The sequence below is a fragment of the Micromonospora sp. WMMD708 genome, from assembly GCF_049315245.1.
Classification (GTDB): Bacteria; Actinomycetota; Actinomycetes; order Mycobacteriales; family Micromonosporaceae; genus Micromonospora; species Micromonospora wenchangensis.
Genome location: NZ_CP186060.1, coordinates 2,104,795 through 2,125,459 on the forward strand (window position 1 = coordinate 2,104,795; position 20,665 = coordinate 2,125,459).

At 72.2% G+C, this 20,665-nt stretch carries 21 protein-coding genes; 17 read left to right on the plus strand and 4 right to left on the minus strand.

Annotated features, from left to right (window positions below):
- Positions 1–10: 10 nt before the first annotated feature.
- From ACN260_RS09525 to ACN260_RS09555, 7 genes are read left to right on the plus strand one after another with little or no spacing between them, the layout of a single operon-like run.
- A complete protein-coding gene (locus ACN260_RS09525; protein WP_422755597.1) occupies positions 11–946 on the plus strand; it encodes an aromatase/cyclase in 936 nt (311 codons plus the stop codon).
- 2 nt (positions 947–948) lie between these two features.
- Complete coding sequence (locus ACN260_RS09530; protein WP_422755598.1) at positions 949–3,204, plus strand: SDR family oxidoreductase; 2,256 nt, start codon at positions 949–951, stop codon at positions 3,202–3,204.
- 34 nt (positions 3,205–3,238) lie between these two features.
- On the plus strand, positions 3,239–4,486 hold the full coding sequence (locus tag ACN260_RS09535; RefSeq protein WP_422755599.1) for an MFS transporter: 1,248 nt from the start codon (positions 3,239–3,241) through the stop codon (positions 4,484–4,486).
- Positions 4,449–6,014, plus strand: a complete 1,566-nt coding sequence (locus tag ACN260_RS09540; RefSeq protein WP_422755600.1) for an acyl-CoA carboxylase subunit beta — start codon at positions 4,449–4,451, stop codon at positions 6,012–6,014. The genes ACN260_RS09535 and ACN260_RS09540 overlap by 38 nt, the downstream gene beginning before the upstream one ends.
- 23 nt (positions 6,015–6,037) lie before the next feature.
- The gene (locus tag ACN260_RS09545; RefSeq protein ID WP_422755601.1) at positions 6,038–6,238 is read left to right on the plus strand and encodes an acyl-CoA carboxylase epsilon subunit; all 201 of its coding nucleotides are present in this window, start codon (positions 6,038–6,040) and stop codon (positions 6,236–6,238) included.
- A complete protein-coding gene (locus ACN260_RS09550; protein ID WP_422755602.1) occupies positions 6,235–7,101 on the plus strand; it encodes an NAD(P)H-binding protein in 867 nt (288 codons plus the stop codon). Before ACN260_RS09545 ends, ACN260_RS09550 begins: the two co-directional genes overlap by 4 nt.
- Positions 7,102–7,111: 10 nt before the next feature.
- On the plus strand, positions 7,112–7,759 hold the full coding sequence (locus tag ACN260_RS09555) for an antibiotic biosynthesis monooxygenase (protein WP_422756675.1): 648 nt from the start codon (positions 7,112–7,114) through the stop codon (positions 7,757–7,759).
- Positions 7,760–7,841: 82 nt separating this feature from the next.
- Here ACN260_RS09555 and soxR read toward each other — a convergent pair whose 3' ends face one another.
- On the minus strand, positions 7,842–8,288 hold the full coding sequence (gene soxR, locus ACN260_RS09560) for a redox-sensitive transcriptional activator SoxR (protein WP_422756676.1): 447 nt from the start codon (positions 8,286–8,288) through the stop codon (positions 7,842–7,844).
- A 132-nt stretch (positions 8,289–8,420) separates the two neighbouring features.
- Here soxR and ACN260_RS09565 point away from each other — a divergent pair, with 132 nt between their 5' ends.
- From ACN260_RS09565 to ACN260_RS09590, 6 genes are all read left to right on the plus strand, one after another.
- Positions 8,421–9,641, plus strand: coding sequence for a cytochrome P450 family protein (locus ACN260_RS09565; protein ID WP_422755603.1), 1,221 nt, complete (start codon positions 8,421–8,423; stop codon positions 9,639–9,641).
- Positions 9,638–9,895 carry a ferredoxin gene (locus tag ACN260_RS09570; protein WP_422755604.1) on the plus strand — a complete coding sequence of 86 codons (258 nt, stop codon included), beginning with the start codon at positions 9,638–9,640 and terminating at the stop codon, positions 9,893–9,895. Before ACN260_RS09565 ends, ACN260_RS09570 begins: the two co-directional genes overlap by 4 nt.
- A 3-nt stretch (positions 9,896–9,898) precedes the next feature.
- Entirely contained in the window at positions 9,899–10,669 is a 771-nt protein-coding gene (locus tag ACN260_RS09575) for a class I SAM-dependent methyltransferase (RefSeq protein ID WP_422755605.1), read from the plus strand.
- A gap of 81 nt (positions 10,670–10,750) precedes the next feature.
- Positions 10,751–12,028 carry an MFS transporter gene (locus ACN260_RS09580; RefSeq protein WP_422755606.1) on the plus strand — a complete coding sequence of 426 codons (1,278 nt, stop codon included), beginning with the start codon at positions 10,751–10,753 and terminating at the stop codon, positions 12,026–12,028.
- Positions 12,018–12,650, plus strand: a complete 633-nt coding sequence (locus tag ACN260_RS09585) for a DsbA family oxidoreductase (RefSeq protein ID WP_422755607.1) — start codon at positions 12,018–12,020, stop codon at positions 12,648–12,650. The genes ACN260_RS09580 and ACN260_RS09585 overlap by 11 nt, the downstream gene beginning before the upstream one ends.
- A 51-nt stretch (positions 12,651–12,701) precedes the next feature.
- Positions 12,702–13,280 (plus strand): NADPH-dependent FMN reductase, encoded by a 579-nt coding sequence (locus tag ACN260_RS09590; RefSeq protein WP_422755608.1) that lies wholly within the window; start codon positions 12,702–12,704, stop codon positions 13,278–13,280.
- A gap of 3 nt (positions 13,281–13,283) precedes the next feature.
- Here ACN260_RS09590 and ACN260_RS09595 read toward each other — a convergent pair whose 3' ends face one another.
- Positions 13,284–13,955, minus strand: coding sequence for a response regulator transcription factor (locus tag ACN260_RS09595; protein ID WP_422755609.1), 672 nt, complete (start codon positions 13,953–13,955; stop codon positions 13,284–13,286).
- Between the two features lie 279 nt (positions 13,956–14,234).
- Between ACN260_RS09595 and ACN260_RS09600 the strand changes: the two genes are divergently transcribed.
- From ACN260_RS09600 to ACN260_RS09615, 4 genes are read left to right on the plus strand one after another with little or no spacing between them, the layout of a single operon-like run.
- Complete coding sequence (locus ACN260_RS09600) at positions 14,235–15,572, plus strand: NAD-dependent epimerase/dehydratase family protein (protein ID WP_422755610.1); 1,338 nt, start codon at positions 14,235–14,237, stop codon at positions 15,570–15,572.
- On the plus strand, positions 15,569–16,765 hold the full coding sequence (locus ACN260_RS09605; RefSeq protein WP_422755611.1) for an MFS transporter: 1,197 nt from the start codon (positions 15,569–15,571) through the stop codon (positions 16,763–16,765). The genes ACN260_RS09600 and ACN260_RS09605 overlap by 4 nt, the downstream gene beginning before the upstream one ends.
- Complete coding sequence (locus ACN260_RS09610) at positions 16,762–17,445, plus strand: HAD family hydrolase (protein ID WP_422755612.1); 684 nt, start codon at positions 16,762–16,764, stop codon at positions 17,443–17,445. Before ACN260_RS09605 ends, ACN260_RS09610 begins: the two co-directional genes overlap by 4 nt.
- A 7-nt stretch (positions 17,446–17,452) precedes the next feature.
- Positions 17,453–18,949 (plus strand): alpha,alpha-trehalose-phosphate synthase (UDP-forming), encoded by a 1,497-nt coding sequence (locus tag ACN260_RS09615; protein ID WP_422755613.1) that lies wholly within the window; start codon positions 17,453–17,455, stop codon positions 18,947–18,949.
- 102 nt (positions 18,950–19,051) lie between these two features.
- On the opposite strand, the gene ACN260_RS09620 is transcribed toward ACN260_RS09615, so the two are convergent.
- Together ACN260_RS09620 and ACN260_RS09625 are read right to left on the minus strand one after the other, a co-directional pair.
- On the minus strand, positions 19,052–19,684 hold the full coding sequence (locus ACN260_RS09620) for an NAD(P)-dependent oxidoreductase (RefSeq protein ID WP_422755614.1): 633 nt from the start codon (positions 19,682–19,684) through the stop codon (positions 19,052–19,054).
- A gap of 22 nt (positions 19,685–19,706) precedes the next feature.
- Positions 19,707–20,654 (minus strand): NAD-dependent epimerase/dehydratase family protein, encoded by a 948-nt coding sequence (locus ACN260_RS09625; protein WP_422755615.1) that lies wholly within the window; start codon positions 20,652–20,654, stop codon positions 19,707–19,709.
- Between the last annotated feature and the right edge of the window lie 11 nt (positions 20,655–20,665).

Genomic DNA, 20,665 nt, shown 5'->3' on the forward strand with positions numbered 1-20,665 from the left:
CGACGACATCATGACCACCCGTCAGGTAGAGCACGAGATCGTCGCCGAGGCGCCGGCTGCCACGGTCTACGACCTGATCGCCCAGGTCGGGAACTGGCCGCAGATCTTCCCGCCGACGATCTACGCCGAGCAGGTGGAAGCCGGGGACGGTGAGGAGCGGATCCGGATCTGGGCGACCGCCAACGGCACGGCCAAGAGCTGGACGTCGCGGCGCACCCTGGACCCGCGACAGTTTACGATCACGTTCCGCCAGGAGGTCTCGGCACCGCCGGTGGCCGCCATGGGCGGCACCTGGAAGATCGAGCCACTGTCGGCCACCCGCTGCCGCATCCGGCTGCTGCACGACTACCGCGCGATCGACGACGACCCGGACGCGCTGCGCTGGATCGACGAGGCCGTGGACCGCAACTCGCGCTCCGAACTGGCCGCCCTGCGGGCCAACGTCGAGGCGGTGGTCGCCGACGACGGGCTCTCGTTCTCGTTCGAGGACACGGTCCGGGTCGACGGCTCGGCCAAGGACGTCTACGACTTCATCAACGAGGCCGGCGCGTGGGAGCAGCGGCTGCCGCATGTCGCCCGGGTCACGCTCACCGAGGCCACGCCCGGACTGCAGGAACTGGAGATGGAGACCCGGGCGCGGGACGGTTCCACCCACACCACCAGGTCGTACCGGGTCACGCTGCCGTACCACCGCATCGCGTACAAGCAGGTGACGCTGCCCGCGCTGATGACGCTGCACACCGGCATGTGGACGTTCACCGACGACGAGCACGGGGTGACCGCCACGTCGCAGCACACGGTCGTGCTCAATCCGGACGCCGTCGCCCGGGTGCTCGGCGACGACGCGACGATCGACGACGCCCGCACGTACGTCCATGGGGCGCTGAGCGCGAACAGCCGGGCGACCCTGGGGCACGCCAAGGACTACGCCGAGAAGAAGCGCTGACCATGGTCACCTCCGGACGGGAGTGCGAGGTGCTCGTCGTCGGCGCCGGCCCGGTCGGGCTCATGCTGGCCGGCGAACTGCGGCTCGCCGGTGTGGAGGTGATGGTCGTCGACCGGCTGTCCGGGCCGACCAGCGAGTCGCGGGCCTCGACGCTGCACGCCCGCACGATGGAACTGCTGGACAACCGGGGCCTGCTGGACCGCTTCGGCGCGTTGCCCAACGACGTCATGGGCCATCTCAGCGGCATACCGCTGAGCCTGGACCTGGACACGCCCTACCCGGGGCAGTGGAAGGTGCCGCAGAGCCGTACCGAGGCGATCCTCGGGGCGTGGGCCGGTGATCTCGGGGCGCACGTGCAACGGGGCTGCGAGCTCGTCGGGCTGACCGAGCGGGCCGGTGTGGTGGAGGCCGCCGTCACCGGTCCCGCCGGCACCGCGACCGTCCGCGCCGGCTACGTCGTCGGCTGCGACGGTGAGGACAGCACCGTACGCCGGCTCGCCGGGATCGACTTTCCCGGTCACGGCACCAGGCGGCGGATGATCCGGGCCGACGTGACAGGCATCGACATTCCGAACCGCCGGTTCCAGCGGCTCCCCGCCGGACTGGCGATCGCGGCCCGTTCCGCCGACGGGGTGACCCGGGTGATGGTGCACGTCTTCGGCCGCAGCGACACCGGCCGGGAGGAGCCGCCCGGCTTCGCCGACGTCTGCGCCGACTGGCACGCGGTGACCGGCGAGGACATCAGCGGCGGCACACCGGTGTGGGTGAACGCCTTCGGTGACGCGTGCCGGCTGGCGGCCCGGTACCGCAAGGGCCGGGTGCTGCTCGCCGGGGACGCCGCCCACCGACAGATGCCGGTCGGCGGGCAGGCGTTGAACCTGGGTCTGCACGACGCCGTCAACCTCGGCTGGAAACTGGCCGCGGTGGTGCGGGGCCGGGCCCCGGAGCACCTGCTGCAGACGTATCACGACGAGCGGCACGCGGTCGGCGTCCGGGTGCTCACCGGCATCGACGCGCAGGCGACGCTGCTGCTCGGCGGTCCCGAGGTGGAACCCCTGCGGGAGGTGCTCGCCGAGCTGTCCGCCTACGAGCCGGCCCGGCGGCACCTGGCGGCGACCATCTCCGGGCTGGACGTGCGCTACGGCACCGCGGGCGACGACCAGTCGTTGCTCGGCGCCCGCCTGCCCCCTGTCACCCTGCGGACCGCAGCCGGCCCCACCACCTCGGCCCAGCTGCTGCGCGACGGTCGGGGACTGCTGCTGATCCCCGGGTCCGAACCCGACCGGCTGGCCCGGCTGCGCCGGGCCGCCCGTGCCTGGCGGACCTGCGTCCGGGTGGTCGTCGCCGAGGCCACCCCGGCACTGCCGGACCCGGTGCTCGTCCGGCCGGACGGCCATGTCGCCTGGACCGCGCCGGAGGGCACCACGGGCCTGACCGACGCCCTCGAACGCTGGTTCGGTCCCCCCTCATCCGATCACCTCACGAAAGGAACCACCATGAACCGACTGGCCGGCAAGACGGCTCTGGTCACCGGCGCGAGCCGGGGAATCGGTCGCGCGATCGCGGTGCGCCTCGCCGCGGAGGGGGCCCTGGTCGCGGTGCACTACAGCACCCGGGCCGAGGCCGCCGGGGAGGTCGTCGAGACCATCGAGAAGGACGGCGGCCGGGCGTTCGCCGTCCGCGCCGAACTCGGGGTCCCCGGCGACGTCCACGAACTGTTCCTCGCCCTGGAGGAGGGCCTCAAGGAGCGCACCGGCGAGACCCGGCTCGACATCCTGGTCAACAACGCCGGCCAGATGGGCGGGGTGGCACCCGAGGAGACGACGTCCGAGCAGTTCGACCGGCTGGTCGCGGTCAACGCCAAGGCGCCGTTCTTCATCATCCAGCGCGCTGCGCGCAACCTCGTCGCCGGAGGCCGCATCATCAACATCTCCTCCGGGCTGACCCGGTTCGCCAATCCCTCGGAGATCGCGTACGCGATGACCAAGGGCGCCGTCGAGCAGCTCAGCCTGCACTTCGCGAAGCACCTGGCCCCGCGCGGCATCACCGTGAACAGTGTCGCGCCGGGCATCACCCGCAACGGCAACCCGGTCTTCGACATCCCGGAGGCGGTCGAGCAGATGGCGCAGCTGTCGGCGTTCCAGCGGGTCGGGGAGCCGGAGGACGTGGCGGACGTGGTGGCCTTCCTGGCCTCGCCGGACAGCCGCTGGGTGACCGGTGCCTTCCTCGACGCGACCGGGGGCACGCTGCTCGGCTGAACCGCCCCTCCGCCCTCCGTTCCGGGAGCCTCCGATGCGAACCTCCGCCCGCTGGGCCCTGCTGCTGGTGCTGGCCGGCACCATGCTCCTCGACTCGATCGAGGTGTCGATGATGGTCGTGGCGCTGCCCTCGGCCGGCCGCTCCCTGGACCTGACGGTGACCCAGGCACAGGCGCTGGTCACCGGCTTCGCGCTCGGTTTCGGTGCGCTGGTGCCGTTCGGTGGCCGGGCCGTGTCCCGGTTCGGCCGGCGGCGGGTGTACCTCGGCGCGCTGCTGCTGTTCGCCGTCGCCTCGGTGCTCGGCGCGGTGTCGGCCAGTTTCCCGCTCATCGTGGCCACCCGCGTGGTGAAGGGGTGCTGCGCGGCGCTGACCGCACCGGCCGGGCTCACCATCATCGCCACGGCCTTCCCGGCCGGTCGGGAGCGCGACCGGGCGATCTCGGTCTACACCACGGTGGCCGCCACCGGCTTCACCGGCGGGCTGCTGCTGGCCGGGGCGCTGGCCACGACGGACTGGCGCTGGACGCTGATCGCACCGGCGCCGGCGGCGCTCCTGCTGTTCCTGCTCGGGCTGGCCGTCCTGCCCGACCTCGCGGAGCCCCCACCCGCACGCCTCGGCCCGGGTACGCCACCGGGACTGCTGCGCGCGATGGCCGGTGCGGCCACGCTCAACGGCTCGTACCTGGGCCTGCTGCTCCTGGCCACGGTGTGGTTGCAGACCAGGGCGGGCTGGCCCCCGCTGCGGACGGCACTGGCGTTTCTGCCCGTCAGCGTGCCGCTCGCCCTGGGTGCACCGTTCTCCGGCCGGGTGGTCAGCAAGTTCGGCACCAGGTGGCCGATCATGGCCGGTGCGGTCACCGTATGCCTGGGCTACCTGCTGTTCGGGCAGGTGCTGCGGCCCGGACCCGTCGATCCCTCCGACGTGCTGCCCCCACTGCTGCTCGTGGGCGTCGGTTTCGCCCTGAGCTTCACCGCCCTCAATGTCCAGGCGGCCACGGCGGTGCCGGTCGGACAGCGCGCTGCGGCCACCGGCCGGTACCAGACCGCCGTGCAGTTGGCGGCGGTGGTGGTGCCGCTGGCGGTGGCCGTCCTGCTGAGCTGGTCGGCCGAGGGGGCGCTGTGGCTGGTGACCGCCCTCGGTGTGCTCGGTGTGGCGGTGGCCGTCCGGGGCCAGCCGCGACCGGACGGGGCCGCCGAACCCGTCGTGCCTACCCCCAACCGTACCGATCACAGGAGTTGGTCAGATGACTTCCACCATCGATCCGGTCCGTCCGGGCGTTGACGAGCTCAATCGGATCAAGGACCAGATCCGCCGGGGCCCGGACCCGGCGGCCACCCGCCGTCAGCACGCCAAGGGGAAGCTGACGGCGTACGAACGGATCGACCTGCTGCTCGACCCCGGATCGTTTCACGAGGTGGAGTCGTTGCGCCGGCACCGGGCCACCGGTTTCGGTCTGGAGGACAAACGCCCGCACACCGACGGTGTGGTGACCGGCTGGGGCACCGTGCACGGGCGTACGGTCTTCGTCTACGCGCACGACTTCCGCATCTTCGGCGGGGCGCTGGGCGAGGCGCACGCCGCCAAGATCCACAAGATCATGGACATGGCGCTGGCTGCCGGTGCCCCGCTGGTGTCACTCAACGACGGCGCGGGCGCCCGGATCCAGGAAGGGGTCACGGCGCTGGCCGGGTACGGTGGCATCTTCGAGCGCAACACCCGTGCCTCAGGCGTCATCCCGCAGCTCAGCGTCATACTGGGACCGTGCGCGGGGGGAGCGGCGTACTCGCCGGCGCTCACCGACTTCGTGCTCATGGTGCGCGGCACCGCGCAGATGTTCCTCACCGGGCCCGACGTCGTGCAGGCGGTCACCGGAGAGGTCATCACCTACGACGGCCTCGGCGGTGCCGACGTGCACGCCGGGTCGTCGGGCGTGGCCCACCTGGCCTACGACGACGAGCGCGCCTGCCTGGCCGACACCCGCTACCTGTTGTCGCTGCTGCCGTCCAACAACCGCATGCTGCCACCGTCGGTGCCGTGCACCGATCCCGAGGACCGTCCCGGTGAGGCCCTCCTCGACCTGGTACCCGACGATCCCAGCCGCGGTTACGACATCCGCTGCGTCATCGAGGAGATCGCGGACGACGGCGAGTACTTCGAGGTGCATCCCGACTTCGCCGGCAACGTCGTCTGCGCCCTGACGCGGTTCGGTGGTGAGGTCGCCGGGGTCGTCGCCAACCAACCGGCCGTGCTCGCCGGGGTGCTCGACATCCACGCCAGCGAGAAGGCGGCCCGGTTCGTGCAGTTCTGCGACGCGTTCAACATCCCGCTGGTCACGCTGGTCGACGTGCCAGGCTTCCTGCCCGGGGTGGACCAGGAGCACGGCGGCATCATCCGGCACGGGGCGAAGTTGTTGTACGCCTACTGCAACGCCACCGTGCCGCGCATCTCGATCGTGCTGCGCAAGGCCTACGGCGGCGCGTACATCGTCATGGACTCGCGCTCGCTCGGCGCGGACCTGGCCTTCGCCTGGCCCGGCAACGAGATCGCGGTGATGGGTGCCGAGGGGGCTGCCAGCGTCATCTTCCGACGGGAGATCCAGGCCGCCGACGACCCGGAGGCGGTACGTCAGCAGAAGGTCAAGGAGTACCGGGCGCAACTCGTGCACCCCTACTACGCCGCCGAACGCGGGCTGGTCGACGACGTGATCGACCCGCGCCGGACCCGGCAGACCGTCGTGCGGGCGTTGGCCATGCTGCGCGACAAGCATCGCGACCGGCCGTCGCGCAAGCACGGCAACCCGCCGCAGTGAGCGGCGAGCAGCCCCGTCTCCGCGTGCTGCGGGGGCGGCCGAGCGCCGAGGAACTCGCCGCCGTGGTCGCGATCCTGCTGAGGCGTCGCGTCGCGGCCCCGGTTCCGGCACCCCGCAGCCGGGCCGCGGGCTGGCACCGGCGCGGGCCGAGCGTGGAGCAGTACTGCCCGCGTAGCTGGCGCACCGCCACGCGGGACCCGGACCGACAAGGAGAAGTGCGATGAACGAGCAACGTACCGTCCTGGTGACGGGGGCGACCGGCAACGTCGGCCCGCACGCCGTCGCCGAACTGCTGGCGGCCGGCGCCCAGGTGCGGGCGCTGGTGCTCGCCGATGATCCGAACCTGGACCGCCTGCCCGCCGGCGTGCAACTGTGCACGGGCGATCTGGCCGATCCGGACAGCCTCGACGCGGCGCTCGACGGGGTGGACGGCGTCTTCTGGATGTGGCCGTTCTTCTCCCTCAGCACCGCCACCGCCCCGGCGGTGCTGGAGAAGATGGAGCAGCGGGTGCGCCGGGTCGCGCTGGTGTCCTCGGTCGGCGTCCACATCGGACTTGAACCGGTCGACAACAACTGCCACGCCTACCTGGAGCACCTCCTCGAACGGAGCACGCTGGCCTGGACCTTCCTGCGTACGACCGGATTCATGGCCAACGCGCTGGGCTTCGCGGCACAGGTCCGCGACGGCGGCGCGGTGGTCCGCTTCCCGTACGGGGACGCCGCCCGTACCTCGGTGCACGAGGCCGACCTGGCCGCGGTCGGCGTGCGGGCGCTGCTCGAGGACGGGCACGAGTACCGGAGTTATCTGGTGTCCGGCCCGGAGCTGCTCACCCAGCGTGAGCAGGTCCACATCATCGGCGAGGTCATCGGCCGCCCGATCGGGTGGCAGGACGTGCACGCCGAGGAGGCCCGGCGGCAGATGGTGGCGACCGGCTGGCCCCCGTCGTACGCCGACGGCGCCCTCGACTACTTCGCCACCCTGACCAAGGAACCGGAGGTCGGGTCGACAGTGGTGGCCGAGGTGACCGGGCGGCCCGCCCGTACCTTCCGCCAGTGGGCGCACGAGCACGCAGCGGCATTCCGCTGAGTGGGTGGCCATGGGATACTTCGCCGCCTTCGACATCTGCCGCCTCACCGGGCCGGCCACCGCCGGGCGCATCGTCGCCGCTCTGGCCTCCGCCGTGGACGCCCGCGCCCGTACCGCCCCCGGATTCCTGCTCTCCCGGGTGCATCTGACCCTCGACGGCGCGACACTGGTGCACCACACCAGGTGGAGCGACGAGCGCGACTACCGCCGCTGGCGTTCCGACGACGACGCAGCCGGGCGACCGGAGCACCCGCACCGGGATCCGGCGGTGGGTGGTGTCGTCACCGTGACCGGCGCGGCGGCCGGCGGGATCCAGGGTCCGGCCGTCGGGCAGCGGCCGCGGGTGGTGGCGGTCGCGATCCGGCACTTCACCGGCCCCGAACCGGCAGCCGCGGTACTCAACCTGCTGCACCGTTCGGGGAGGTGGAAAAGCGATCATCCCGGCTTCATCGCGGCCGACGTCTGCCTCAGCGCCGACGGCCGGACGTTCGTCAACTATCCCGCGTGGACCGGGCGTCGGGCGTACGAGGCGTGGATGGCGGATCCCCGCATCGGCGCGGGACAGGCCGAGGTCGCCCAGTTCGAGTCGGCACCCCCGCAGTACCTCGTCTGCACGGTGGAGCACGACGTGGCGGGGGAGCACCGCAAGGAACGCTGAGGTGGTCGACCGCCGGCCGGTCCGGACCTGCCCGCCCGCACCGGCATGGTGCGGGCGGCACCCGGCGACCTGCCAGGGGGCCTCACTCGATCTGCAGACGGCGCGGTCCGGCGCCCTGCCGGCCCAGCACGTCGTACGGGTTGACCAGGACGCACCTCTCCAGGGTCAGGCAGCCGCAGCCGATGCAGTCGATCAACTCGTCGCGCAGTTTGAGCAGCTGGGTGATTCGCCGGTCGAGGTCCGCCCGCCAGTTCTGCGACAACTGCACCCACTGCTCCTGGCTCGGTGCCCGGTCCGTCGGCAGGATGCTCAATGCCTCGGCGATCTCGGTGAGCGGGATGCCGACCCGTTGGGACACCCGGATGAACGCCACCCGGCGCAGGGTGTCGCGCGAGTAGCGACGCTGGTTACCGGGGGTACGCCGGCTGCGGATCAACCCTTCGCGCTCGTAGAAGCGCAGCGCCGAGGTGGAGACGCCACTGCGTCGGGCCAGCTCGCCGACCGTCAGCTCCTTGGCGATGGGGGACATGTGCGTCATGCCGCCAGCGTATGCCCTGTCGTTTCTTTGCATTTCTTGACGTAGCCCTGGCGCCGGTGCCGTTGCTGGGACGGGTACCGGCAACCAGACTCGGTCCGAATGGTCTCGGAGGGACGGAAGAAAATGGATACCTTGCCTACGCCGCTGTTCAGCGCGACGTATTTCCAGGACCCGTATCCGACGTTCGCCTGGCTGCGCGACCGGTCACCGGTGCACGAATTCGCGTTCCCGGTCGGCGGCGTCCGAACGTGGATGGTGACCCGCTTCGACGACGTGCGGGCACTGCTGGCCGACCAGCGCTTCAGCTCCGAGGGCGGCACCTGGGGCAGCCCGGAGTTCCAGGAGGCGGGCCTGGTCAGCGGGGCCGGCAGCGTCCTGGAGAAGGCGGTCACGGTGGTGGACCCGCCGGCGCACACCCGCCTGCGGCGGCTGGTGATGAGCGCGTTCACGCCGAGCCGGATCGCCCAGTGGCAGACCGCGGTCGAGAAGGCCGTGGTGGCGACGCTCGACCGCTGCGAGGAGCGCGGCTCGTTCGACGTGATGGAGCACTACGCCGGACCCGTCTCGTCCACGGTGATGGGGGAGATCCTGGGCCTGCGCATCGACCGCCACGAGCAACTCGTGCAGGCGCTCGCCCAGGCCTTCCCGTCCGACGACGCACAGATGCCCCAGGTCGCCGAGGGCTTCGCCCGGATCTGCGACTACGCCGCCGAGCTGGTCGCGGAGAAGCGTCGGCGGCCCGACGACGATCTGACCACGGCGCTGCTGCAGGCCCGCGACGACGGCGACCGGCTGTCCGAGGAGGAACTCGTCGCCAACGTCGCGGCCATGATCCTCGCCGGCAGCGACACCATCCGGGCGTTCGTCGGCAACGCGGTACTCGCCCTGTTCGACCATCCGGACCAGCGCGACCTGCTGGTCGGACGGCCCGACATCGAGGAATCGGCGGTCGAGGAACTGCTGCGGTACGAGGGCGCGCTCAGCACCGCCCTGTTCCGGGTCACGACCGAGGAGCTGACGTTCGGCGGCACGGTGCTGCCGGCCGGCGCCCCGGTGATCGCCGCCCTGATCTCGGCCAACCGCGACCCACGCCAGTTCGACGAGCCGGACCGCCTCGATCTGACCCGGCCCCGGCTGCGGCACGTCGGGTTGGGTCACGGCCTGCACAACTGCCTCGGCGCGGCACTGGCCCGGCTCGAGGGGCGGATCGCGATCCCGGCGCTGTTCCGCCGGTTCCCCCGGCTGGAGCTCGCGGTCGCCCGGCAGGATCTGCGCTACATCGAGAACTGGGCGATGCGCCGCCTGGTCGCGCTGCCCACCCGGACGACGGGGACGCCGCGGTGATCTCCGGCGACCGCGAGACCGAGGTGACCGTACGTGTCGACCCGCGGCTGTGCCGCGGTACCGGACTGTGCCAGGCGATGTCGCCTGCGCTTTTCCGGCTGACGATGATCGGGCACGCCGAGGCCGTCGAGGCCCGGCTGACCAGCCCGGAAGCACTCGAAACCGCCCGCTCCGTCGCGGACTGCTGCCCCATGGGAGCCATCGAGCTCACCGCCGGGCCGTCCACCGGCGGGCCGGACCGACCGGAGAGGTGAGCCATGACGTTGACCCAGCCGACGGCGCAGCAGGCCGAGGCCATCCTCGCGGCGTTGTGGGAGCGTAACTACGACCCCCTGACGACCGAGCTGATCAGCCGGTTGCCGCTCGGGGCCGGTAGCCGCTGCCTCGACATCGGTGCCGGTGCCGGCTCGATGTCGCGGTGGCTCGCCGGGCGGGTGCCGCAGGGGTCGGTGCTCGCCGTCGATGTCAGCACCGATCTCCTCGACGGTGTGCACGCCCCGGGGCTGACCGTGCGGCAGGGCGACATCGAGGCCGAGCGGTTCGCGCCCGGATCGTTCGACTTCATCCTGGCCCGCGGCGTGTTCTCGGTGCTCAAGAACCCCGACGAGATGCTCACCCGGGCCGTGCAGTGGCTGGCACCCGGTGGCTGGATCCTGGTCGAGGACTTCTACTTCATGCCGGCCGACGACGCGGCCACCCCGGTCGGCCGTCGGGTCGTCGAGGCCTACCTCCGCGTGTTCCAGGCGCACGGCGCCGACATGCGCTTCGCGCGCCGGGTGCCGGCCCGGTTGGCCGCCGAAGGGCTCACCGGGGTCGACTTCCACCTCCGGCCGCTCGGCCCCGGTCAGGGGGAGTACGAGAACGAGCTGATGCGACGCCGGCTGGAACTGCAGGGTCAGCCGCTGGTCGACAACGGCTGGGTCAGCGCGCAGGACCTCGCGGAATTCGTCGCCACCATTGAGGAGCCGGCATCCCGGGACGTCACGACGCTGCTGTTCTCGGTGTGGGGGCAGCGGTCGTCGGCGTGACGGCTTGACTTCATCCTTGGTTCAACTTTTACGGTGTGAATGTCCGCGATCGCAGTACGAAACCGAGGAAAGGAGCGTGGCGTGCACCCTTCCGACAGCACCGGCCGGACGACAGGGCCGCCCCTGGGCGGTCAGGCCACCGTTCTGGTCCTCGCGGGCATGCTGACCATCATGGCGGGAGCGGTCGTATCGCCGGCCATTCCCGGCATCCGGGCAGCGTTCGCCGACACGGCTGACGCTGACCTGCTGTCCCGCATGATCACCAGCACCCACGCGCTGGCGATCGTGGTGTTCGCCCCGTTCGCCGGCGCGTTGTCCGAGCGCATCGGGCGAAAACGCGCGCTGGTCATCGGCATGCTCGCGTTCGCCGTGGGCGGCAGTTCCGGCTTCTACCTGCCCGACCTCTACAGCATTCTGGCCGGCCGGATCGTGCTCGGCCTCGGGGTCGCCCTGGTGATGACCACCAGCGTGGCCATGGTGGCCGACCTCTACGAGGGATCCGATCGACAGCGGCTGCTCGGCCGGCAGACCTCCGCCGGGGCCTTCGGTGGCGTGCTCCTGCTGGTCGGCGGTGGCGCACTGGCCGGGCTGGGCTGGCGGTCGGTCTTCCTGGTCTACCTGCTCGGCGCGGTGCTCGCCGTCGCCGCGCTGCGCTACCTGCCCGGCGGTGACCGCCCGCACGGCCCGGTCGACGGGGACACCGGCTCCGGCGTCTCCCCCCGGCGCTGGTGGCCGGTGGGCATCACCGCGGCACTCGCCGCGATGTTGCTCGGTCAGGTCGCGTTCTACTCGGTGCCGATCCAGGTTCCCTTCCTGGTCGAGAACGACTTCCACGCCACCTCGATCGCCTCCGGGGCGGTCATCGCGGTGCAGACCCTGACCACCGGCCTGGTGTCACTGCGCTTCGCCGCGATCCGGCGACTGGCCGGTGAGTACGTGCTCGTCGCCGTGGCCTTCGCCGCGGTCGGGGCGGGTTATCTGGTGCTGTTCGCCGCCCCGCACGTCGTCGTGCTGGGCGTGGGCACCCTGGTCATGGGGGTCGGCCTGGGCATCCTGATGCCGACGTTGAACAACTGGGTGGTCAACGCGGCCCCGGAGGACTCCCGCGGCCGATACGCTGGCTTCCTGACCACGGCCCTGTTCCTGGGTCAGTTCCTGGCACCGATCGTGACCCAGCCGGCGGTGAGCCGCCTCGGCATCCAGCCGCTGTTCCTGATCATCGCGGCAGGCGCGCTGGTCATCGCCGTCAGCTACCTCGCCGCGTCCCGGCGCCATGCCCGTGTGGAGGCCGAACCCGGCGCCGACCGGCCCGGTACGCCCGCGTCCCGACTCGACCAAGGATCTCCCCATGTCCGCTGACACCGACCGACCCGTGCGGGTCGAGTTCGTCCTCGACCTCATCTGCGTGCACTCGTACCTCGCCTTCACCCGCTTCGAGAAGGCGGCGGCGCGCCGGCGCGCGGACGGCGGGATGATCGAGGTGACGTTCCAGCCGTTCCAGATCGATGCGCAGGCCCCCGAGGAGGGCGAACCGCTGACCGAGCGCCACCGCCGGGACTTCGGCGCCGATGCGGAGGAGATGTCGCACCGGATGACAGGCATCGCCGCCCGCGACGGCCTCAGCCTCGACTTCGGGCGGGCCATCTTCGTCAACACCTTCCGGGCCCACCAGCTCCTGGCGACGGGGCAGCGGCAGGGGCGGGCCGAGGCGATCACCGAACGGCTGTTCCGGGCCTACTTCAGCGAGGGCCGCAACATCGGGGACCCGGGCACGCTCGACGAACTCGCGGCCGACGCCGGGGTCGTCCCCGTCGCGGCCGGCGGGGACGGCCCCGGACCGGACGAGCTCGCCGCCGCGCTGGCCGTGGTACGGCAGCGGGGCATCACCTCCGTGCCGTTGGTCCGGGTGGACAACGGCCCGGAGTTGTCAGGCGCCCGCTCGGAACAGGACTACCTGGACGCCCTCGCCGCGACCAGTTGACGCACGTACCACCACCAGTCACGACACCACATGAGAGGAACATCCGTCATCATGGCTTCCCTGCGGCTCGCAGTGATCTGCGGCAGCGTCCGCGACGGTCGGTTCGGTCCCACGGTCGCCCGGTGGATCGCCGACCAGGCCGGCCAGCGCGACGATCTCGAGGTCGACTACATCGACCTGGCCGACCATCCCCTGCCGGTGGCGCTGACCCAGTCGCCGGCCCCGGAGGTCGCCGAGACGCTCTCCCGGATCGGGTCCCGGCTGGCCGAGGCGGACGCGTTCGTCGTGGTGACGCCGGAGTACAACCACAGCTATCCCGCGTCGCTCAAGTCCGTCATCGACTGGCACTACACCCAGTGGCAGGCCAAGCCGGTCGCCCTGGTCTCCTACGGTGGGATGGCCGGTGGCCTGCGCGCCGCCGAGCACCTGCGGCTGGTCTTCGCGGAACTGCACGCGATGACGATCCGCGAGCAGGTCAGCTTCCACATGGCGTGGGAGAAGTTCGGCCCGGACGGCACCCCGGTGGATGCGGACGCGGTCGGTGCGGCCGTCAAGGCGATGTTCGACCAGCTGGTGTGGTGGGGCGATGCGCTGCGCGCGGCGCGCGAGCGGCATCCGTACGGGAAGTAGCGCTCAGGTCGCAGCGCTGATACCGCGACCGAGCTGGAAACCGACGCCCCGCACGGTGACGATCCACCTGGTGTCGCCCAGCTTGGCTCGCAGGCTGTTGACGTGCGTGTCGATGGTCCGGCCGGTGGTCGTGGTGCTGTCACGCCACACCCGGGCCCGCAGTTCCCGGCGGCTGAACACGACCCCGGGACGCGCGGCCAACAGGCTGAGCAGGTCGAACTCCTTACGGGTCAGGGCGAGCGCCCGGTTGTCGAGCCGGGCCTCGCGCCGGGCCACGTCGATGTGCAGTGGCCCGTGCGTGATGGTGTTGGCGTCCGGTGCCGGGCGCAGCCGTCTCAGCACGGCATCGATCCGGGCCAGCAGTTCGTCGGCGCCGAACGGCTTGTCGAGGCAGTCGTCGCAGCCGGCCCAGAACGCCAGCACGCGGTCGACCTCGGTGCCGGGTCCGGTGAGCGCGATGATCGGCGTGTCCGACTCCCGGCGGATCTCGGCGCAGACCCGCAGGCCGTCGATGTCGGGCACGTCCATGTCGAGCACCACCAGATCCACCCGGTGGTGCTGTTGCAGGGCCGACTTGCCGGTGCCGGTACCCCATGCCTGATATCCGTGCTGTTCCAGCCGGTATACGAGGTGACGGCGGCCGGCGAGATCGTCCTGTACGACGAGGACGCGCATGGTGAAACACCCCCGATAACAATATGAGTCGATGAGTTGACCCTGAGTATGCCTGAATCGAAGAGGTCGGCACAGCAATGTGATCTGGTATCGGTGCGCACATTCGTTTACGCGCTCAATGCAAAATGGGCGTCAACTAACTGCAAAGTTCACCAATTCGACTTGATTGGTGAACATGACGCTCGTAGCGTTTCCCGTGGGCCGCTCGGTCGCGTTTTCGGCGTGAACCGTTGTGACGGGGAGATGATCATGTTGAGTGTGCGGGACACACTGGACCGGATGACGCAGGTCGTGCCGCCGGGGCGGACGCCCGTCGGGGAGGACCTGGACCGGCTCCGTCGGCTGACCGGGCAGTTGCTGGCGGCGCAGGTCGACAGCCCCGCCGAACTTGCCCGCTACCTGTCGGTCCAGGAGCGCGGCATCCCCGTTCCCGAGCAGCAGGTACGGACCGCGATCCGCGGCCGGCGGGTGCTCGTGACCGGTGGTAGCGGGTGCATCGGCACCGAGCTGCTACGCGCTCTGGTGCCGCTGCAGCCGGCGGTGCTCATGAGCGCTGCCAACACACCGCCGTCCCACAGTGTCGCCGGCGTCCGCTACCTGCACCTCGACCTCGGCGACCGCCAGCGGACCGAGGACTGCCTGCGGGAGGTGCGGCCGGACGTGGTGTTCCACCTGGCCGCCCAGCGTGACCCCGGCCGGGCCGAGCTGGAGGCCGCCCTGACCGTCCGGACGAACGTGCTGGGCACGCGCAACATCGCCGAGGCCGCCGAGCGTGCCGGTGTCCGCGACCTGGTCTACGCCTCCACGGGCAAGGCTCTGCGGCCGTGGACCAACGACGTCTACGCCGAGTCGAAGCGGATGGGTGAGTACCTTCTGTGCCGGACGGCTGCGCGCGGTCGGATGCGCTGCACGGGGGTCCGCTTCACGCACGTGGTGGACAACTCGATCGTGCTGAACCGCTTCCGCAGCGCCTGTCATCTCGGGCTGCCGCTGCGGCTGCACTCAGCCGAGACCGTGTTCTACGTCCAGTCGGCCAAGGAATCGGCCCAGCTGATGCTGGTCGCCCTTGCCGAGTCGACGCACCGGCCGGCCAGGGAGATGCGGATGTTCATGATCCGTGACCTCGGCTGGCCGGTGAGCCTGCTCGACCTGGCCCTCGGCATCATCCAGGAGTCGGGCAGCGACTCACCGCTGTACGTCGCCGGCTACGACCCCGGCTACGAGCAGGCGCCCTACCCGGGGCTCTACGATCCGGCGGTCGCCGGCGACGTCAGTCCGCTGATCAACGCGATCGAGGCCCACGAGGCCGGGGAGAGCCTGTCGCCGGCGGTCGACGTGATCCCGGTACGCGCCGCCGAGAGCCCGGCCTTCGACTCCTTCCTCGCCGAGGCGGAACGCCGGTGTGCCCCGCCCGACGACCACGCGGTGCGCGAGGTCTTCCAGTCGGCGGCGTGGGCGCTGCTGGAGGCGACCGCGCAGACGACCTCCCCGGCGGTCCTGCACCGCATCACCGGGCTGACCGCCGCACACCGACCGACGATGAACCCCGATCACCGCAGGATGGACGACATGCTCCGGCGCTTCGCAGGGTGGACCCAGCGGGTGCACTCCTCGTGACCGTCGACACCCGACAGCCCTCCCGTACCACGACACCGGTTCTGCTCTACGCGGCGCAGGCGGTGGCCGCGGTCGGCATGGCCGCAGGCGGCTCGGCCGGCGGGATACTCGCCACCGACCTCACCGGCTCGACCGCGGCGGCCACCCTGCCGCTGGGAGCCATCGCGCTGGGTGCCACGGTGGCGGTGCTGCCGGTCGGCGCGGCCATGCGCTGGCGCAGCCGCAAGGCCGGACTCCTGCTCGGGCTGCTGACGGCGGTCGTCGGTGCGGTCACCGTGGTGGGCGGCGCCCGGTTGGCCGACCTGCCCCTAGTCCTGGCCGGCAACGCGCTGCTCGGCGCCGGCAACACGGCCGTCATGTTCGGTCGCTACGCCGCCGCCGACCTGGTCCCGGCCGGGGCACGGACCCGCGCGGTGGCCGCGGCGCTCACCGCGGCCTCGGTCGGCGCGGTGCTCGGCCCCAACCTGCTCGGCCCTGCCGGCGGCCTCGCCTCGGCGGCCGGGCTACCCGCCTCGGCGGGCCTCTACCTGCTGGCCGTGCCCGCCTTCGGTATCGCCGCCCTGCTCGTCGCCCGCCTGCCGACGCCCACGACGCCGCCGGCGGAAGCCGGCCCCCGGACGGCCCCCGCCGCCCGCATCGGGCTGCCACCCGTGCCGGTGCTGGTGCTCGGCGGCGCGAACGCGACGATGGTGACGATGATGGCGGTCGCCCCACCGGCCATGCACCACCACGGCTGGGACCTGGGCACCGTGGGCGCGGTGGTCAGTCTGCACGTGGCGGCCATGTTCGGTTTCTCCCCGGTCACCGCCCGGCTCTGCGAGGCCTTCCGGGCCGTCCCGGTGGCCGTGGCCGGCGCGGTCCTGTCCGCCGGGAGCGCGCTCGGTGCCGGTCTGACCGCCGCCCGGCCGCAGCTCGGCGTACCGGCGGCCGGGTTCCTGCTCGTACTCGGGCTGGCGTGGAACATGCAGCTGGTCAGCGGTACGGTGCTGCTGCTGGCCCGCACCCCGCAGGGGGCGCGGCGGTGGGCCGAGGACCTCGGTGAGATCATCATGGGGACCGCCGCCGTTCTCGGCACGTTCCTCGCCGCGCCCCTGCTCGACGTCGCCGGCCTGACCGGCGTGGCGGTCGCGGCGTTCGCCCTCAACGCCGGCACCGCCCTGGCGGTCTCCCGCTCCCGGGACAACCGGCCGTGACCACCGACACCGTGCTGTTCGACTTCTCCGGCACACTGTTCGACCCACTGCGGGTCGTCGACGGTCCGGCCTTCGCCGCCAGCGCCGCTCGGCGCGGGTGCCGGCTCGCGGTGTCCCGGGCGGACGTGCTGGGACGCCGGATCCTCGCGTACGCCGAGAGCCCGGCCGGCCTGCGGACGCGGGCGCGGTGCGACCTGTCCACGACCGGGCACCGCGCCGGCTGGGTGGCGACCGCCGTCGCGGTGCCGGGCGTCGGCCCGGCCCTGGCCGAGGCGTTCCACGACTGCATCACCGACCCGGCGCGCTGGCGGCCCTACCACGACACCGGACCGGTCCTGCGGACGCTGCGCGACCACGGCGTACGGATCGGTGTGGTCAGCAACTGCGGCTGGGACCTGCGCCCGGCGTTCCGTCATGCCGGCCTCGCCGATCTCGTCGACGCCTACGCACTGTCCTGCGAGCACGGGTGCGTCAAGCCCGGCCCCGAGCTGTTCCGCATCGCGCTGGACGCGCTGGCCGCCGACCCCGCCCGTACGGTGATGGTCGGCGACGACCCGCACACCGATGCGGGAGCGCTGTCGGCGGGCATCGCCGTACGCCTGCTGCCCGCCGCCCCGCCGCATCCGTCCCCCCGTGGCCTGAGCCAGGTCCTGTCAACCGTGCCGCTCCCGAGGAGATGACAAACCCATGCCACACGCACTCGTCGTCGCCTCCAACCGGGGCCCGGTCGACTTCCGCGCCGACCCGGACGGGACCGTCAGCTACCACCGTGGCGAGGGCGGACTGATCGCCGTGCTCACCCCGGTGCTCGCCGGCGGTGAGGGCGTCTGGATCGCCGGTGCGCGTACCGACGGCGACCGGATCGTGGCCCGCCGCGCGGCGTCGACCGCGCAACCGACCGCGGTCGACCTGCCGGACGGGGTGGTGGCCGTCCGATACCTCGACCTCGACCCCGGGGCCTATGCCGCCTACTACGGCACGATCGGCACCGAGACTCTCTGGTTCCTGCACCACCACCTGCCCGTTGCCGGACCCGACCCCGCCTGGGAGGCCGCCTGGCGGGACTACGAGCGGGTCAACGACGAATTCGCCGCCGCCTGTGCCCGCGCCGCCGCGCCGGGTGCCGCCGTGCTTCTGCAGGACTACCACCTGGCGCTGGCACCGTCGCAGCTGCGGCGGCGGCGCCCGGACGTGCGGACCGCCCACTTCACCATGTGTCCGTGGGCCGACCTCGCCCACTTCCGGCAACTGCCGGAGCACGCCGCCCGGTCGCTGATCCACGGCATGCTCGGCGCCGACCTGCTCGCCTTCCTGACGCCGCGCTGGGCCCGGGCGTTCCTCGACTCCTGCGCCGACCTCGGGTACGCCGTCGACCCGGCGCGCAACGAGGTGCACCTACCCGGGCGTACGGTGTCGGTGCGCGTCTATCCGGTCGGGGTCGACGTCTCGCTGCTGCGGGAACGCGCCGCGGGAGGTCCCGCCCGTGCCGAGGCGGCACGACTCGACGAGGTCGTCGCCGGCCGTACGCTGGTGGCCCGGGTCGAGCGGATGGAACCGGCCAAGAACGCGGTGCGTGGCATCGAAGCGTTCGGCGAGTTGCTGCGGGCCCGCCCGGAGCTGGTCGACCGGGTGGTCCACTATGTCCTCGCGTACGAGTCACGCAGCTCGCTTCCGGCCTACCGCGAATACGCCGCCGACGTCGCCGCGGCGGTGAGCGCGGTCAACGGGCGCCATCTGACTGCGGCCCGGCCACCGGTCGTCCTCGACCCGCGCAACAACCTCGACCGCGGGTTGGCGGTGCTGGCCCGCGCGGACGTCCTGGTGGTCAACTCCTGGCGGGACGGGATGAATCTCGTGGCGAAGGAGGGTGCCGCGGTCAACGCCCGCGACGGAGTGCTGATCCTCTCCCGGGATGCCGGCGCCGCCGACGAGTTGTCGCCGTACGCGCTGACCGTCGACCCCGGCGACGTGGGGCAACTGACCCGGGCACTCGGCACCGCGCTGGACCTGCCGTCGTCGCGTCGCCGGGAGTGGCTGCACGGCCTGCGTGAGGCGTCAGGTGCCATGCCGCCCCGGGGATGGCTCGACGCCGTGCTCACCGACCTGGCCGCGCTGCCCGGTCGGTCGCGCACGGGCGGCGCGGACTATGCCGGCGCGTCGGCGGGGCCGCCGTACGGGCCGTGACACGGCATCATCCGCCGGCGATGCTCCCGCAACGTCCGCTGCGCCGTACCCGGTGGCATCCCGACCGGTGACGTCGGGCACCGGGCCCGGCCCGACGCCCGCTCAGGCCGCCAGGTTCACCGACCGGCGGACGAGCCGGTCGTCACGCGTCGCCGCCAGCATGGCGGCGGCAAGGTCCGCGCGGCGCAGCGTCCAGGCACGGGGCAGCGGGGCGTCGACGGCGAAGCGCCAGGTGCCGGTGGCCGGGCCGTTGCGCAGATAGGGCGGACGGAACACCGTCCAGTCGCTGTCGCTGTCCAGCAGAACGGCCTCCATCCGGCGCATGTCCTCGTAGGCGCCGCCGAAGAACCGGTGCAGGAGCGGGTGGACCAGCCGGCGGTGCAGCAGGTCCTGCCCGGCGGCGGGGGCGATCGGCAGGGCCGTGACGGCCACCAGCCGTCGGATGCCGACCTCCCGCATCGCCGTCAGGATCGCGGTGGCCCCCGCCGAGTACACCCGCGTGGGACGACGGGCCTGCGCGGAGCCGAGAGCGGAGAGCACCACGTCCGTTCCGGCGAGGGCAGGCGGTAGTGACCCCGGGTCGAGCGCGTCCGCGACAGCCACCCGCAGCCGCCGGTGGCGCGGACCGGTCCAGTCCCGTCGGACGACCGCGGTCACCGAGTGCCCCTCGGCCAGCGCCTGCTCGACCACCAGGGTTCCGGTTCCTCCGGTCGCACCCAACACGGCCAGCTGCATGTCTCACTCCCTGCGTGAAGGGTCAGGTACGGGGGCGCGCGGCGAGGTCCGGATACCACTGCGACGCCCGGGCGAGGTCGTCCGGGAAGGCCGCGCCGGGGCTGCAGCCGGTCGTGGCCCACACCCGGTCCGAGGCGTACCAGTGGTCCATGGAGATCAGGTCGAGGTGCCGTCGTCGCAGGCCCGGCGGGAGCGCCAGGTTCGCGAGTTCGGCCGCCGACACGTCACCGGTGGGCAGTCGGGTCCCGAGGTGCCGGGCCAGCGCCTCACCGGCGGCGTGGACGGTGACCGGCTCGGGATGGTTGGCATGGTAGACCCGGGCGGGCGGGGCGGGTGTGGCGACCAACGCGACGACCAACCGTGCCAGGTCGTGCACGCCGATCATCGACAGCCGGGGCCGGCCCCCTGCTATCCAACCGGGCAGCCAGCCCAGCAGGGTCACGAGCGTGGGAACGACCCACCGGTCGCCGGGGCCGTAGACGAGGTGGGGGCGTAGCACGCTTCCCCCGTGGGCGAGAACCGCCGTCTCGGCGGCGGCCCGGCTGGCGCTGGTGGGGGAGACCGGGGCCGGGGCGAGGACCCCCTCGGCCGGACCCTGGTGCGGGCCGGTGCCGTAGACGGCCGCCGTGCTGACGTAGAGGACGTGTCGGACGTCGGCCCGTGCCGCCTCGGCGAGCAGATGGCAGGTACCCAGGTGGTTGACCTCCCGGTTGCGTCGCGGATCCGCGCCGGTGTAGGAGGCGGCGTGGACGATCACCTCGACGCCGTCGCAGATCCCGCGCAGTGAAGCGGGGTCGGTCAGGTCGCCACGGACGTCCCGCGCCGGGTCGGCCGGTGCGGTCGGGTCGTCTGCGCGCAGCATCCGACGGATGTCCGGCAGGCCGGCCCGGGTGAGGCCGCGGTGAACCGCCGAGCCGATGAACCCGGTGGCACCGGTGAGGAGTACACGGGGTTTCGTGCCTTTCACCATGAGGTTTCCTG